Origin of the sequence: Serratia sp. PGPR-27, assembly GCF_022678525.1 — a bacterium.
In the GTDB taxonomy this organism is placed as follows: domain Bacteria; phylum Pseudomonadota; class Gammaproteobacteria; order Enterobacterales; family Enterobacteriaceae; genus Serratia; species Serratia nematodiphila.
Genome location: NZ_JALBYS010000006.1, coordinates 83,850 through 98,155, shown reverse-complemented (window position 1 = coordinate 98,155; position 14,306 = coordinate 83,850). Strand labels below are relative to the sequence as shown.

The window sequence follows — 14,306 nt, the reverse complement described above, 5'->3', positions numbered from 1 at the left end:
TTTCCTTTTACCAATTTTTGCGGCCAAAACCGGATGTGATGGGGTAGCGGCGGTCTTTGCCGAAGTTACGGGCGGTGATGCGCGGCCCGACGGCGGCCTGACGCCGCTTGTATTCGTTGATGTCCACTAGGCGGATCACCTTGCGCACGATCGCTTCGTCGAACCCTTCGGCCACCAGATCGGCGACCGACTTGTCGCGCTCGACGTAGCCTTCCAGGATCGCATCCAGGATATCGTACGGCGGCAGGCTGTCCTGATCGACCTGATCCGGCGCCAGCTCGGCGGACGGCGGGCGATCGATCACCCGCTGCGGGATCACGTAGGAGACGGTGTTACGGTATTCAGACAGCTTGAACACCAGCGTTTTCGGCACGTCCTTCAGCACGTCGAAACCGCCGGCCATATCGCCGTACAGCGTGGCGTAACCGACCGCCATTTCGCTCTTGTTGCCGGTGGTCAGCACGATGCTGCGGCGCTTGTTGGACAGCGCCATCAGCACCACCCCGCGGCAACGCGCCTGCAGGTTCTCTTCGGTGGTGTCGCGCTCGGTGCCGGCGAACATCGGCGACAGCTGGCCCATAAAGGCGTCGAACATCGGTTCGATGGAGACGATATCGAACTCCACGCCGAGGATTTCCGCCTCTTCCTTGGCGTCGGCGATGCTGATATCCGCGGTGTAGCGGAATGGCATCATCAGCGCCTGCACCTTGTCTTTGCCCAACGCATCCACGGCGATCGCCAGCGTCAGCGCCGAGTCGATGCCGCCGGACAGCCCCAGCACCGCGCCTTTAAAGCCGTTTTTGGTCACGTAGTCGCGCACCGCCAGCACCAGCGCCTGATACACCTGCGCCAGCTGCGGCAGTTCGGCGGCCGGATCGGCCATCGGCACCACATCCAGCTCGTTGAATGCCACGCGAGTGACCTGCTCGTCGAAGGCCGCCAGACGGTGAGTCATGGTGCCGGCGGCGTCGAAGACCTTGGAGCAGCCGTCGAAGATCAGCTCATCCTGGCCGCCGACCTGGTTGAGGTACACCAGCGGCAGCTGGGTGCGCTGGCAGTGGCCGGCCATCAGCGTTTTGCGGATATACGGTTTTTCGCGATTATACGGCGAGGCGTTGATCGACAGGATAATCTCCGCGCCGGCCGCCTTGGCGGCGTCGATCGGCTCAGGGAACCACAGATCTTCGCAGATCAGCAGCCCCAGACGGTAGCCTTTCAATTGCACCACGCAGGTGTCGTTGCCGGCGTGGAAATAGCGCTTCTCATCGAACACGCCGTAGTTCGGCAGCTGCTGCTTGAAGTAGCGGGTCAGCAGGCGGCCTTCGGCGAACAGCGACAGCGCGTTGTACAGCTTGTCGCCTTCGCGCCACGGGTGGCCGACCAGGATCGCCGTCTCGGCGGAGGCCTGCTGCAGGCGCAGCAGCTGCGCATCGCAGCGCTGATAGAAATCATTGCGGTACAGCAGGTCTTCCGGCGGGTAGCCGGACAGCGCCAGTTCGCTGAACATGACCAGATCGGCTCCCGCCTTCTGCTGCTCCTGCACGATTTGCAACATGCGTTCGGTGTTGCCTTCAATGTCGCCGACCAGCAGGTTCAGCTGGGCCAGGGCGATGGAAAGTGATCTGCTCATTTGTGTACGATCCCGCTTAATACGTTCCATGGTGCTCTACGCCGGGGCGCGCCGCGGCAAAGAGAACGGAGTGTAAATCATTCCGCCGGATTTGTTGAGAACCTGCGTGGCAGGCGCCGGCGGGAAACTGTCATTCTTTAAAATCGTTGGCGTCCAGCTCGTGGCGCGACAGCAATTTGTAAAACTCGGTGCGGTTGCGGCCCGCCATGCGCGCGGCCTGGGTCACGTTGCCCTTGGTGATCTGCAGCAGCTTGCGCAGGTAATGCAACTCGAACTGGTTGCGCGCTTCGGCAAAGGTCGGCAGCGCGGTATTTTCCCCTTCCAGCGCCTGCTCCACCAACGCTTCGCTGATCACCGGCGCAGAGGTCAGCGCCACGCACTGCTCGATGACGTTGACCAACTGACGCACGTTGCCCGGCCAGCTGGCGGTCATCAGCCGCTTCATGGCGTCGGTCGAGAAGCTGCGCACGAACGGCTTGTGCCGCTGAGCCGCTTCGCGCAACAGGTGATTGGCCAGCAGCGGGATATCTTCGGCGCGCTCGTTGAGCGCCGGGATCTTGAGGTTCACCACGTTGAGGCGGTAGTAGAGATCCTCGCGGAACTCGTTCTTCGCCATCGCCTTTTGCAGATCGCGGTGGGTGGCGGAGATGATGCGTACGTCAATGTCCAGATCGCGATTGCTGCCGAGCGGCCGCACCTTGCGCTCCTGCAGCACGCGCAGCAACTTCACCTGCAGCGACAGCGGCATATCGCCGATCTCGTCAAGGAACAGCGTGCCGCCCGCCGCCGCCTGGAACAGCCCTTCGCGGCTGCTGACCGCACCGGTAAAGGCGCCCTTGGCGTGGCCGAACAGTTCGGACTCCAGCAGCTGCTCCGGCAGCGCGCCGCAGTTGATGGCGATGAACGCCTTGCTGGCGCGCGGGCTGGCCGCGTGGATCGCCTGCGCCACCACCTCTTTACCGGTGCCGCTCTGGCCGTTGATCAATACGCTGACGTCCGACTGCGCCACCATTTTCACCTGCTCCAGCAGGCGCAGCATCAACGGGCTGCGGGTGACGATGTCTTCCCGCCAGGCATCGTCGCCGGCCGGGCTGGCCGACAGCGCGAGCGCCTCGTCGATGGCCTTGTACAGCGCATCGCGATCCACCGGCTTGGTGAGAAAGCTGAACACCCCCTGCTGGGTGGCGGCCACCGCATCGGGAATCGAACCGTGCGCGGTGAGAATGATCACCGGCATGCCCGGCTGATGTTTTTGGATCTCGGCGAACAGCGCCATGCCGTCCATCTCATCCATGCGCAGATCGCTGATCACCAGATCGATCTGTTCGCGCGCCAGCAGGCGCAGCGCTTCCTGGCCGCTTTCGGCGGTGGTGACGTGAAAACCTTCGCTGGTCAGGCGCATGCCCAGCAGCTTCAGCAGGCTGGGATCGTCGTCAACCAATAACAGGTTGGCCGGTTTGCGTGCGGTCATTGCGCGTGGGACTCCTTATTGGCAGGGTGCGGCGTATAGGTGTCTTCCGGTTCAACCGGCAGCGCAGTGCCCTTTTCCGGCTCGTCCTGCGGCTCAGCCCCTTTCGCGGCCGCGCCGTTTTTACCGGCGGCTTCGCCCTTTTGCGAGCCTGTGCCGTTGTCCGGTATTTCCCCTTGCAGCTGCTTGCGCGATGAGAGCTGGCGCTCGATGTCGGTCAGGTTTTCCAGCTTGCGCGAGGTGTCCTGCAGCTGCGATTGCAAGCGCGCCTGGCTCTGGCGCAGCGAATCGATCTGGCTGTCGCTGCTTTCCTGCAGATGCTGATAACGCGCTTTCTCATCGAACAGCGTGATCTGCAGCATCTGCTGCTGGCGCCACAGCTGCGTCAGTGGACGCAGCGAACCGGGAAACTCCATCCGGTAGCTGTTGATCCTGTCGATCATCTGGCGGCGTTCGCCGGAGGTCGGCTGTGCGCTCCCCAGCAGGATGCTCTGTTTGAAAACGCCGGACCAGCTGTCGCCAGGCACCGTTTTCGCCAGCGCGCGCGCCTGGGTTGAGCCGATGCGATCGGCGCAGTCCATCGCACGCAGCCAGTAGAGCGCGTTATCCAGCGCGTCCTTGTCGTCCAACTGCCACAGGGTATCGCAGGCCGCGGTGCGGTAATCGATCACCTTGGTATCCGGGATCGCTTCTTGCTGCTGAGCGCTCAGGCCGCCGCTGACCGCGCGATCGACGCAGCCCGCCAGCAACAGCGGCATAAAGAAAACGGCGCCCAACCAGCTGATCGGGCGTTTGCCGAGCGGCGCTCTGTGCGTGGCACGCGGTGAACGTTCGGTCTGCGAAAGACGAAGGCGTTTAGACCATGTGTACATTATTTATTCATTCTCGGCGGTTAACGGCAGTTCAATGCGGAAGCAGACGTCTGCACCGGCGACCGTCGCCAGTTGCAGCTCACCGCGCATGCGACGGATACAGTCCTGAGCGATGCTCAACCCCAGTCCGCTTCCTTTTACCGCCCCTTTTCGCTGGTGACTACCCTGGAAAAAAGGCTCGAAAATCATGGCTCTTTCAGCCTCGGGGATCGGCGTGCCGGTATTGGCGACGTCGATTTGCACCCGTTGTCCAACCTGACGGCTGCGGATCCAAATGTTACCGGATTCCTTGCCGTAGTGCACCGCATTGGAGTAGAGATTATCCAGCACGCGCATTAATAGCGTAGGCTCTGCCCAGCAGATTTCCGCCTCCAGCGCGATTTCGGTGGAAATCATCTTCGCCCGCGCCGGCAAACTGTGCGCGGCGACCACCAAATCGACCATCTCGCGCAGCTCGACGTTCTCGTGTTCCGCCGGGCCGTCGGCCAGTTTGCGGTTGTAATCCAGCAGTTGTTCAATCAGCTGCTGCAGGTGGCGACTGCTGTTGTCGAGGATCGCCACCACCTCTTTTTGATCGGAGGTCAGCGGCCCCGCCACTTCGTCGGCCAGCAGTTCGGTGCCTTCACGCATGCTGGCCAGCGGCGTTTTCAACTCGTGCGAGATATGGCGCAAGAACTCGTGGCGCTGCGATTCCAGCCACGCCAGCCGCTCGCTCAGCCAAATGATGCGCTGCGCCAGCGAACGCAGCTCGCGCGGCCCTTTGAACGACGCGGTGCTGCCCAGCGCGCGCCCTTCCCCCAGGCGATTGATCATCCGTTCCACGGCCTTGACCGGCCCGATGATCATGCGGGTGAACAGCACCACCAGCAGCACGCTGACCAGGAACAACAGCAGCGCCTGCCAGCCGAAGAACTGGCCGCGCTCGGCGATGGCTTGCTGCAGCTGCTGGCCGCGCGAGAACACCACCGCGCGCGTGGCCTGCACCATTTCGGCGTTGGAACGGGAGAACGATTCGAGCAGGGCCGAAGCCTCTTGGTCCGGCCCGCTGTTATGGCATTTGATCGCCGCCAGCTGGGTCAGCAACTGACGCAGCGTTTGGTAGTAGCGCTCGTCCGGCAGGATCGGCGCGTGGGCGTCCAGCATCTGCGAATACTGTTTGCGCTGGTTCTGGTACAGCTTCTGCAGCGTAGGATCGACCAGCACGCAGTACTGACGATAGCTGCGCTCCATCTCCAGCGCCACGCTGGTCATCGCCTCGCTGCGCCGCGCGTCCACCAGCGTGGTGCGGTTGATGTCCGCCGCCTGCGCGCTGAGGTGATCCAGGCTCTGGTAGGCTTGATAGGCCAGCACCAACAGCGGCAGCAGCACCAACAGGAAGGCCAGCAGCACCAATTGCCGCAGCGAACGGGGGAATAAACGCCATTTTTTCAACGAAATCATCTCATTCTCTCAGCTCTGTCACGATGCTAACTGACTCGCCGGAAAGAGAAAAGCCCGGCAGGGGAGAATCCTGAACGCGCAAGGAAAAAGCCGCGGGATCGGCGAAGCGCGCCCATGGGCCTGGCCTGCCGACGGCATGCGGCCCCGGTAACATCAACCGGCGCGAAAACGAGAGTGTGGGGATAGCGTCTGCGTTCGAGGGCATAGGCAACGAAACGGGCATAGCGCAGCGTTGAGAATTGACATCGGGGCAAGAAACTTGCCCCAACGCAAGGAAAGTGTGGATGCCCTTAAACCTCGTCCCCAGGGTGATGTAGCGCAGCGGCTGGCATCGAACAGGACGAATAGCATCCGTAAGTATCCAGGATTGATGAACCCTTCATCACAGTTGGATACAGGCGGTGCCTCACTCCACGTGTCGCCCGATGCTTGATAAAGCCGCTTGCGCGGTCTGTTATCGGTTTGGTTGGACGATAGGCACCATTTCTTTGGCATCATTCGGAGGCTTATGAGGCGATTTGCCGTCTAATTACGGCGCCGTCATAAAAAGGTGAATGAGCAGCCGCCAAGAATAATGCACGTAGCGTGCCAACTTTGCAATAAAAATAATAACACAATGATTTTATTTAAAAATAAAATTACATCAGCAAATTCCCCCACCCATTACGCACTGATGAGCGATGAAAAAAACGCCGTGCTGTCGCCAAATGCAGACAACTAAAGTCAAACCTGCTTACCTACAATAAAATCAATTAGTTAAACGTCTCCATTTGGCGACAGGGGAAATAGCGCTTGTCGCAAAATGCAGACACTGCCGCCAGACGGCGAACGCCGGCCATAAAAAAGGGCGCAATTGCTTGCGCCCTCTGTACGGTGGTGACCGTTTTTAGCCCAGCTGCTTACGGGCGTTGCGGAACATACGCATCCACGGGCTGTCCTCGCCCCACTCTTCCGGGTGCCAGGAGTTGCTGACGGTGCGGAACACGCGCTCCGGGTGCGGCATCATCACCGTGGCGCGCCCGCTGGCGCTGGTCACTGCGGTAATGCCGTTCGGCGAGCCGTTCGGGTTGGCCGGATAAGCTTCCGTCACCTGACCGGCGTTGTTGACGAAACGCAGCGCCACCAGGCCGTGGCTTTCCAACGCCGCCAGATGCGCCGCATCGCGCACTTCGACGTGCCCTTCACCGTGGGAAACGGCGATCGGCATGCGCGAGCCGGTCATGCCCTGCATGAACAGCGACGGGCTGGCCGCCACTTCCACCAGGCTGAAGCGCGCCTCGAAGCGATCCGACAGGTTGCGCACGAAGCGCGGCCAGTGTTCGGCGCCCGGGATCAGCTCACGCAGGTTGGACATCATCTGGCAGCCGTTGCACACGCCCAGCGCCAGCGTCTGCGGACGGTGGAAGAACGCTTCAAACTCGTCGCGCACCCGCTCGTTGAACAGGATAGACTTCGCCCAGCCTTCGCCGGCGCCCAGGACGTCGCCGTAAGAGAAGCCGCCGCAGGCCACCAGCGTGTGGAAGTCCTGCAGATCGCGGCGCCCGGCCAGCAGATCGCTCATGTGCACGTCCACGGCGTCAAAGCCGGCGCGGTGGAACGCCGCCGCCATTTCAACGTGGGAGTTCACCCCCTGCTCGCGCAGCACCGCCACTTTCGGGCGAGCGCCCTTGGCGATGTACGGCGCAGCGATGTCTTCCTCAGGTGCGAAGGTCAGCTTCACGTTCAGGCCGGGATCTTGTTCATCCTGCTTGGCCTGATGTTCCTGATCGGCGCACGCCGGGTTGTCGCGCAGGCGCTGCATCTGCCAGGTGGTTTCCGCCCACCAGGTGCGCAGCGTATTGCGGCTTTCGCTGTACAACACCTTGCCATGTTGGTTGATGACGAAACGATCGCCGGCCTGCGCGCTGCCGATCTGATGCACGTTGTCGGTCAGCCCATGCTGAGCGAACGCCTGCTTCACCTCGTCGAGACGTTCGGCGCTCACCTGGATCACCGCGCCCAGCTCTTCGTTGAACAGCACCGCCAGCGCATCGTCGCCGAGGCCATCGAGGTTAACCTCTACGCCGCAGTGACCGGCAAAGGCCATCTCCGCCAGCGTCACCAGCAGGCCGCCGTCGGCGCGGTCGTGATAAGCCAGCAGCGCGCGATCGGCCACCAGCTGCTGCATGGCGTTGAAGAAGCCCGCCAGCTGCGCGACATCGCGCACATCGGCCGGTTTGTCGCCCAGTTGGCGATAAACCTGCGCCAGCGCGGTAGCGCCCAGCGCGTTATGGCCGTTGCCCAGATCGATCAACAGCAGCGCGCTGTCGCCCTTATCGGTGCGCAATTGCGGCGTCACGGTGTGGCGCACGTCTTCCACGCGGGCAAAGGCGGTGATGACCAGCGACAGCGGCGAGGTCATTTCGCGCTGTTCGTCGCCTTCCTGCCAGCGGGTTTTCATCGACATGGAGTCTTTGCCCACCGGAATGGTGATGCCCAGCGCCGGGCACAGCTCTTCGCCCACCGCTTTCACCGCTTCGTACAGGCCGGCGTCTTCGCCCGGGTGGCCGGCGGCGGCCATCCAGTTGGCGGACAGCTTCACGCGCTTCAGGCTGCCGATTTCCGTGGCAGCCAGGTTGGTCAGCGCTTCCCCGACCGCCAGGCGGCCGGAAGCGGCGAAGTCCAGCAGCGCCACCGGCGCGCGTTCGCCGATCGACATCGCCTCGCCGTAATAGCTGTCCAGGCTGGCGGTGGTGACCGCGCAGTCGGCCACCGGGATCTGCCACGGGCCGACCATTTGGTCACGCGCCACCATGCCGGTGACGGTGCGGTCGCCGATGGTGATCAGGAAGGTTTTCTCCGCGACGGCCGGCAGATGCAGCACGCGCTTCACCGCGTCGGCCAGCGTGATGTCCCCACGCTGCACCGCCTGGCCCTGCGCCTGCAGACGGGTGACATCGCGGGTCATCTTCGGCGTTTTGCCGAGCAGCACGTCCAGCGGCATGTCGATCGGTTGGTTGTCGAAGTGGCGGTCGTTCAGCGTCAGGTGCTGTTCTTCGGTCGCTTCACCGATCACCGCATAAGGCGCGCGCTCGCGGCGGCAGATCTCGTCGAACTGCGCCATCTGCGCCGGGGCGATCGCCATCACGTAACGTTCCTGCGATTCGTTGCACCACACTTCCAGCGGGCTCATGCCCGGCTCGTCGTTGAGGATATCGCGCAGCTCGAAGCGCCCACCGCGGCCGCCGTCGCTCACCAGCTCCGGCATGGCGTTGGACAGGCCGCCGGCGCCGACGTCATGGATAAACAGGATCGGGTTCTGGTCGCCCAGCTGCCAGCAGCGGTCGATCACTTCCTGACAGCGGCGTTCCATTTCCGGGTTGTCGCGCTGCACCGAAGCGAAGTCCAGATCGGCATCGGACTGGCCGGACGCCATCGAGGACGCCGCGCCGCCGCCCAGGCCGATATTCATCGCCGGGCCGCCCAGCACCACCAGCTTGGCGCCGACGGTGATTTCCCCTTTCTGCACGTGATCGGCGCGGATGTTGCCGATGCCGCCCGCCAGCATGATCGGTTTGTGGTAGCCGCGCAGCTCGACGCCGTTATGGCTGTTGACGCGCTCTTCATAGGTGCGGAAGTAGCCCAGCAGCGCCGGGCGACCGAATTCGTTGTTGAACGCCGCGCCGCCCAGCGGGCCTTCGGTCATGATGTCCAGTGCGGTGACGATGCGTTCCGGCTTGCCGAAGTCCTGCTCCCACGGCTGTTCAAAGCCGGGAATGCGCAGGTTGGACACCGAGAAGCCCACCAGGCCGGCCTTCGGCTTGGCGCCGCGGCCGGTGGCGCCCTCGTCGCGGATCTCGCCGCCGGAGCCGGTCGCGGCGCCCGGCCACGGCGAAATCGCCGTCGGGTGGTTGTGAGTTTCCACCTTCATCAGGATGTGCGCGTCTTCCTGATGGTAATCGTACGTGCCGTTCTCCGGCGCGGCGAAGAAGCGGCCGACCTGCGAACCTTCCATCACGGCGGCGTTGTCTTTATACGCCGACAGCACGTAGTCCGGCGTCTGCTCGTAGGTATTCTTGATCATTTTGAACAGCGACTTGGGCTGCTGCTCGCCGTCGATGATCCAGTCGGCGTTGAAAATCTTGTGGCGGCAGTGCTCGGAGTTAGCCTGCGCGAACATATAAAGTTCGATATCCGTCGGGTTGCGCCCCAAACCGGTAAAGGCATTCAGCAGGTAGTCGATCTCATCCTGCGCCAGCGCCAGGCCGAGCCGAACGTTGGCCTGCTCCAGCGCGGCGCGCCCTGCGCCCAGCACGTCGACCGACTGATACGGCGCCGGCTGATGGTGCGCGAACAGCTGTTCGGCCTGTTGCAGCTCGCTGAAGACGGTTTCCATCATGCGGTCGTGCAGCAGCGCAGCGAGCTGCCGCCACTGGGCTTCCGTCAGTTCAGGCGCCTTGACGTAGAACGCCAGACCGCGCTCCAGCCGCAGCACCTGTTGCAGACCGCAGTTGTGGGCGATGTCGGTGGCTTTGGAAGACCAGGGAGAAATGGTGCCCGGACGCGGCGTAACCAGCAGCAGCCGGCCTTCAGGGGCGTGTTCGGCGAGAGAAGGACCGTACTTGAGCAGACGCTGAAGCTTGGCGTGTTCTTCGGCACTTAGCGGTGCGCTGACATCGGCAAAGTGGACGTACTCGGCGTAGATATCACTGACGGGCAGGTGAGCGTCCTGGCAGCGGGACAGCAGTTTGGTAATGCGAAAAGCCGATAAAGCGGGCGAACCACGCAGAATTTCCATAATCAAAGTTCTCTCGTCTTCGAAGCGAAGGATAAGACGCTTCATTGGGCGCAACAGGGGAAAACGCGCGTCATTATAGAGAATCCTCGGCGCCGACGAAACCGTTTGCGTAGGGATTATTGATAAAAGCGTGCCGCACCGTCGAATTGTCATAACGTGTCAATAAAGTTGCACACTGGCGTTTTGTTGCGCAAAATGCCCCCCGCACTGGTGATTTAACCATGAGAAAAGTCGCGGTTGTCGTCGCCGGCGTACCTGTGCCACCACTGGATAACTATTTGAAACGTCTTAAAATAAACTACATCCTCATCGGCGTTGTCACTCTGCTTCTGGCTCTCGCGCTGTGGCCCAACATCACCTGGCGCAGCGGCCAGGGCGGGCAACTCCAGGAGATCATTTCCCGCGGCGAGTTGCGTATCAGCACGCTGAATTCACCGCTGATCTATTTTAACACCAAGCAAGGGCCGGGTGGGCTCGACTACGAACTGGCCAAGCGCTTCGCCAACTACCTCGGGGTGAAGCTGGTGGTGATCCCCCATCAGAACATCAATGACCTGTTCGACGATCTGGACGACGACGACGCCGACCTGCTGGCGGCGGGCCTGATCTACAACCAGGAGCGCCTCAGCCGCGCGCGCACCGGCCCGGCCTACTACTCCGTTTCCCAACAGCTGGTGTACCGGCTGGGCACCCCGCGGCCGAAAAGCTTCGCCGACATCAAAGGCAAGCTGGCGGTCGCCTCCGGTTCCGCGCACGTCAGCACGCTAAAACAGCTCAAGCAGGATAAATACCCGGATCTCGCCTGGGAGTCCTCCAGCGATCTCACCTCCAAAGAACTGCTGGAGCGGGTGGCCGACGGCAAGCTGGACTATACCCTCGGCGATTCGGTGACCATCGCGCTGCTGCAGCGCATCCATCCGCAGCTGGCGGTGGCGTTCGACGTCACCGACGAAGAGCCGGTCACCTGGTACCTCAAACGCGACGGCGACGACAGCCTGTACGCGGCGATGCTGGATTTCTACAGTCAGATGGTGGACGACGGCACCCTGGCGCGGCTGGAAGAGAAATACCTCGGCCACGTCGGCAGCTTCGACTATGTGGACACCAAAACCTTCCTGTCGGCCATCGATTCGGTGCTGCCCAACTTCCGCCCGTTGTTCGAGAAGCACGCCAACGAGATCGACTGGAAGCTGCTGGCGGCCATCGCCTATCAGGAATCGCACTGGAATCCGCAGGCCACTTCCCCCACCGGCGTGCGCGGCCTGATGATGCTGACCCGCGCCACCGCCGACGGCCTGGGGGTCAACGATCGCCTCGATCCGGAAGAGAGCATTCAGGGCGGCGCCCTGTACCTGCAGCGGCTGATGGCCAAGGTGCCGGACAGCGTGCCGGAAGACGAGCGCATCTGGTTCTCGCTGGCGGCCTACAACATGGGGTGGGGCCATATGCTGGACGCGCGCAAGCTGACCAAGACGCAAAAAGGCAACCCGGACAGCTGGGTCGACGTCAAACAGCGCCTGCCGATGCTCAGCCAAAAGCGCTACTACCCGCAGCTGACCTACGGCTATGCTCGCGGGCGTGAAGCCTACAACTATGTAGAAAACATCCGCCGCTATCAGGTCAGCCTGGTGGGCTATCTGCAGGAAAAAGAGAGAAAGGCGGCGCAAGCGGCCGCCGAGCAGGAAGCGTTGGGGAAAGGCTACCCGACGGTGATGCCGGAACTGGCGCTCAACTACTGATTATTCCGGCTTATCCGCCGCCCGCTGCGCCAGCCTGAGCGCTTTTTTCTGTTCGCGGCGCAGGCGGAAGAAATTGCTCAGGGTGGCGGCGCATTCGTCCGCCAGCACGCCCGAGACGATCTCCACCTGATGGTTCATGCCCGGATGGCGCAAAATGTCCACCAGCGAGCCGGCCGCGCCGGTTTTCTCGTCGGCGGCGCCGTACACCAACCGGCGGATGCGGCTGTGCACCATCGCGCCGGCGCACATCACGCAGGGCTCCAGCGTGACGTACAGCGTGGCGTTCAGCAGGCGATAGTTTTGCAGCACCGCGCCGCCCTGGCGCAGCGCCATGATCTCGGCGTGTGCGGTAGGATCGTGGCGGCCGATCGGCCGGTTCCAGCCCTCGCCGATGACCTGATTGTCCAGCACCAGCAGCGCACCCACCGGCACCTCGCCCTCTTCCTGCGCGCGCAGGGCCAGCTGCAATGCCTGACGCATCCAGTACTCATCGTTATATTCAGTCATCGCATAATTCCTCGTGCGCTTTTGCGGCGGGCATTATACACACTAGCCTCCCTTTGTCGTAGCCGCGCGCCAATGGCTATACTGGCCGAATCGGCAGATGATTCAGGGACAAGAAGCATGAAACTCAGTAAAAAGAACGCCGTCGTGGTGCGCAAGGCGCTGGACGGTTGGGTTGGGGAAGGCGCCATGACGCCCGAACAACGGCAGCAACTGCTGCAGCATGTGGACGTGCAACCTTTCGACTGGCGACGGCTGGCGCGCTATGCGTTTCTCGCCGCGCTGGCCTCGCTGCTGATCGCCGTCACCAGCCTGTTCGCCGACAGCGAACTGCTTGCATGGCTGAGCGGGCTGTTCCGCTTCGACGCGCCGGTGCGCATGGCGATCGTCGGCGTACTCGCGGCGCTGGCCTATGTCTGGGCGCTGCGCCGCCGCCAACGGCACCCGGAAAAACGTTACGGCAACGAGGCGGCATTGTTTGTCGCCGTGTTGCTTACCGCCTGCGCCTTATGGCAGTTGGGGGTCTGGCTGGATAACGGCAGCGGGCGGGTTTCCGTGCTGTTGCTGGTCGCCGCGCTGCTGTACGGCACGATCGGCTGGTTCAGCCGCTCCGGACTGGTATGGTGGTTCGCCCTGCTGTCGCTCGGCAATGCCTTCGGCGCCGAGACCGGCTACCTGTCCGGCTGGGGCGCCTACTGGCTCGGCATGAGCTACCCGATTCGCTTTATCGCCTTCGGCGGGGTGCTGATCGCCGCCGCATTGCTGCTGCGGCCGCTGTTGGCGCAGCGCGGCCTGCAGCGGGTGTCGCTGGCAATGGGCCTGCTGTACCTGTTCATCGCGCTGTGGCTGCTGTCCATCTTCGGCAACTACGGCGATCTCGACAGCTGGTACCGCGCGCGCCAGATTGAGCTGTTCCACTGGAGCCTGCTGTTCGGGCTGGCCGCCCTCGCCGCCATCTGGCTGGGGTTGAAGCATGACGACGCCATGCTGCGCGGTTTCGGGCTGACCTTCCTCGGCATCAACCTCTATACCCGCCTGTTCGAGTTTTTCTGGGACAGCATGCCGAAAACGATTTTCTTCGCGCTGCTCGGCCTGAGCCTGTGGGCGTTGGGGCATTATGCGGAAAAGATTTGGCAGCTGGGGCGCAAACCACACGACGTAACCGACGACTGATCGCGGCAGCGATAACAGCAAAGGGCGGAATTCTCCGCCCTTTGTTTATTCCAGCTGCTGCAGCTCGCCCTGCTTGCTCACCCGCCAGCGGTGCTCGCAAAAGAACAGCAGTGGATTATCCTGCTTGCTGTCGCTGTAACCGCTGTACAGCTTCAGCGGCGCGCCGAGCCGTTGCTCCAACTGCACCACTTTTTGCACGCCCAGGCAGCGCAGGGTCAAGACCCAACCGCCGCAGCGGCGCGTGATGCGGCTGCCGATCAACCGCACCCGCGGCAGAAACGCCGAATCCCGATACACCTGCTCCACCAGTTGCTCCGGCGAGCCGGTAATCAGCCACACTTCGGCATCGTGCTCCTCCAGATACTGCCGCAGCCGCATTTGCACCACCGGAAACGCGGTCACCTTCTGACGGAAAGCCTCGATAAACTGCCGCTCCAGCGCCTTCAGCGTCGCTTCGGTACGCCCGAAAGTAATCGCCCACAGCAGCTGGCTCATCGGCCAGCGCGCGGCGCGCCCCAGCAGCAACAGCGCCAGACCAATCAATGGCAACAGCGGTATCACCAGCAGCAGATTCAGCGGTAAACGGCGCAGCAGGAAACGCAAGAAACTGCCGAACATATCCTCCTGATGCAGAGTGCCGTCCAGATCGAAAAAGACCACGCGGCGCCCTGCTGCGGCCGACGGTTGCTGCTTGTCGTTCAAA

At 62.5% G+C, this 14,306-nt stretch carries 9 protein-coding genes; 2 read left to right on the top strand and 7 right to left on the bottom strand.

Annotation, left to right across the window (positions count from 1 at the left end; all coding sequences use genetic code 11):
- Positions 1–7: 7 nt before the first annotated feature.
- The 5 genes from MMS95_RS05420 to purL all read right to left on the bottom strand — a co-directional run bounded on the left by MMS95_RS05420 (position 8) and on the right by purL (position 10,187).
- Entirely contained in the window at positions 8–1,630 is a 1,623-nt protein-coding gene (locus tag MMS95_RS05420; RefSeq protein WP_242141452.1) for an NAD+ synthase, read from the bottom strand.
- 130 nt (positions 1,631–1,760) lie between these two features.
- On the bottom strand, positions 1,761–3,101 hold the full coding sequence (gene glrR, locus MMS95_RS05415) for a two-component system response regulator GlrR (RefSeq protein ID WP_004941361.1): 1,341 nt from the start codon (positions 3,099–3,101) through the stop codon (positions 1,761–1,763).
- On the bottom strand, positions 3,098–3,970 hold the full coding sequence (gene qseG, locus MMS95_RS05410) for a two-component system QseEF-associated lipoprotein QseG (RefSeq protein WP_004941359.1): 873 nt from the start codon (positions 3,968–3,970) through the stop codon (positions 3,098–3,100). The genes glrR and qseG overlap by 4 nt, the downstream gene beginning before the upstream one ends.
- A gap of 3 nt (positions 3,971–3,973) precedes the next feature.
- Positions 3,974–5,410 (bottom strand): HAMP domain-containing sensor histidine kinase, encoded by a 1,437-nt coding sequence (locus tag MMS95_RS05405; RefSeq protein ID WP_004941357.1) that lies wholly within the window; start codon positions 5,408–5,410, stop codon positions 3,974–3,976.
- A gap of 886 nt (positions 5,411–6,296) precedes the next feature.
- Complete coding sequence (gene purL, locus MMS95_RS05400; protein WP_242141451.1) at positions 6,297–10,187, bottom strand: phosphoribosylformylglycinamidine synthase; 3,891 nt, start codon at positions 10,185–10,187, stop codon at positions 6,297–6,299.
- Between the two features lie 278 nt (positions 10,188–10,465).
- On the opposite strand from purL, the gene mltF reads away from it, so the two are divergent.
- Positions 10,466–11,926, top strand: coding sequence for a membrane-bound lytic murein transglycosylase MltF (gene mltF, locus MMS95_RS05395; RefSeq protein ID WP_242141460.1), 1,461 nt, complete (start codon positions 10,466–10,468; stop codon positions 11,924–11,926).
- Here the strand turns inward: mltF and tadA are convergent, their stop codons facing one another.
- Positions 11,927–12,433: a tRNA adenosine(34) deaminase TadA gene (tadA, locus tag MMS95_RS05390; RefSeq protein WP_015378796.1), complete on the bottom strand. Its 507-nt coding sequence runs from the start codon at positions 12,431–12,433 to the stop codon at positions 11,927–11,929.
- Positions 12,434–12,550: 117 nt separating this feature from the next.
- Here tadA and MMS95_RS05385 point away from each other — a divergent pair, with 117 nt between their 5' ends.
- Entirely contained in the window at positions 12,551–13,603 is a 1,053-nt protein-coding gene (locus MMS95_RS05385) for a DUF2157 domain-containing protein (protein WP_242141450.1), read from the top strand.
- 45 nt (positions 13,604–13,648) lie between these two features.
- Here the strand turns inward: MMS95_RS05385 and yfhb are convergent, their stop codons facing one another.
- On the bottom strand, positions 13,649–14,305 hold the full coding sequence (yfhb, locus tag MMS95_RS05380) for a phosphatidylglycerophosphatase C (protein ID WP_015378798.1): 657 nt from the start codon (positions 14,303–14,305) through the stop codon (positions 13,649–13,651).
- Between the last annotated feature and the right edge of the window lies 1 nt (position 14,306).

Coding starts and splice junctions, on each gene's coding strand:
- purL (WP_242141451.1), bottom strand. CDS start 10,187: ATGGAAATTCTGCGTGGTTCGCCCGCTTTATCGGCTTTTCGCATTACC.
- MMS95_RS05405 (WP_004941357.1), bottom strand. CDS start 5,410: ATGATTTCGTTGAAAAAATGGCGTTTATTCCCCCGTTCGCTGCGGCAA.
- MMS95_RS05385 (WP_242141450.1), top strand. CDS start 12,551: ATGAAACTCAGTAAAAAGAACGCCGTCGTGGTGCGCAAGGCGCTGGAC.
- tadA (WP_015378796.1), bottom strand. CDS start 12,433: ATGACTGAATATAACGATGAGTACTGGATGCGTCAGGCATTGCAGCTG.
- glrR (WP_004941361.1), bottom strand. CDS start 3,101: ATGACCGCACGCAAACCGGCCAACCTGTTATTGGTTGACGACGATCCC.
- MMS95_RS05420 (WP_242141452.1), bottom strand. CDS start 1,630: ATGAGCAGATCACTTTCCATCGCCCTGGCCCAGCTGAACCTGCTGGTC.
- qseG (WP_004941359.1), bottom strand. CDS start 3,970: ATGTACACATGGTCTAAACGCCTTCGTCTTTCGCAGACCGAACGTTCA.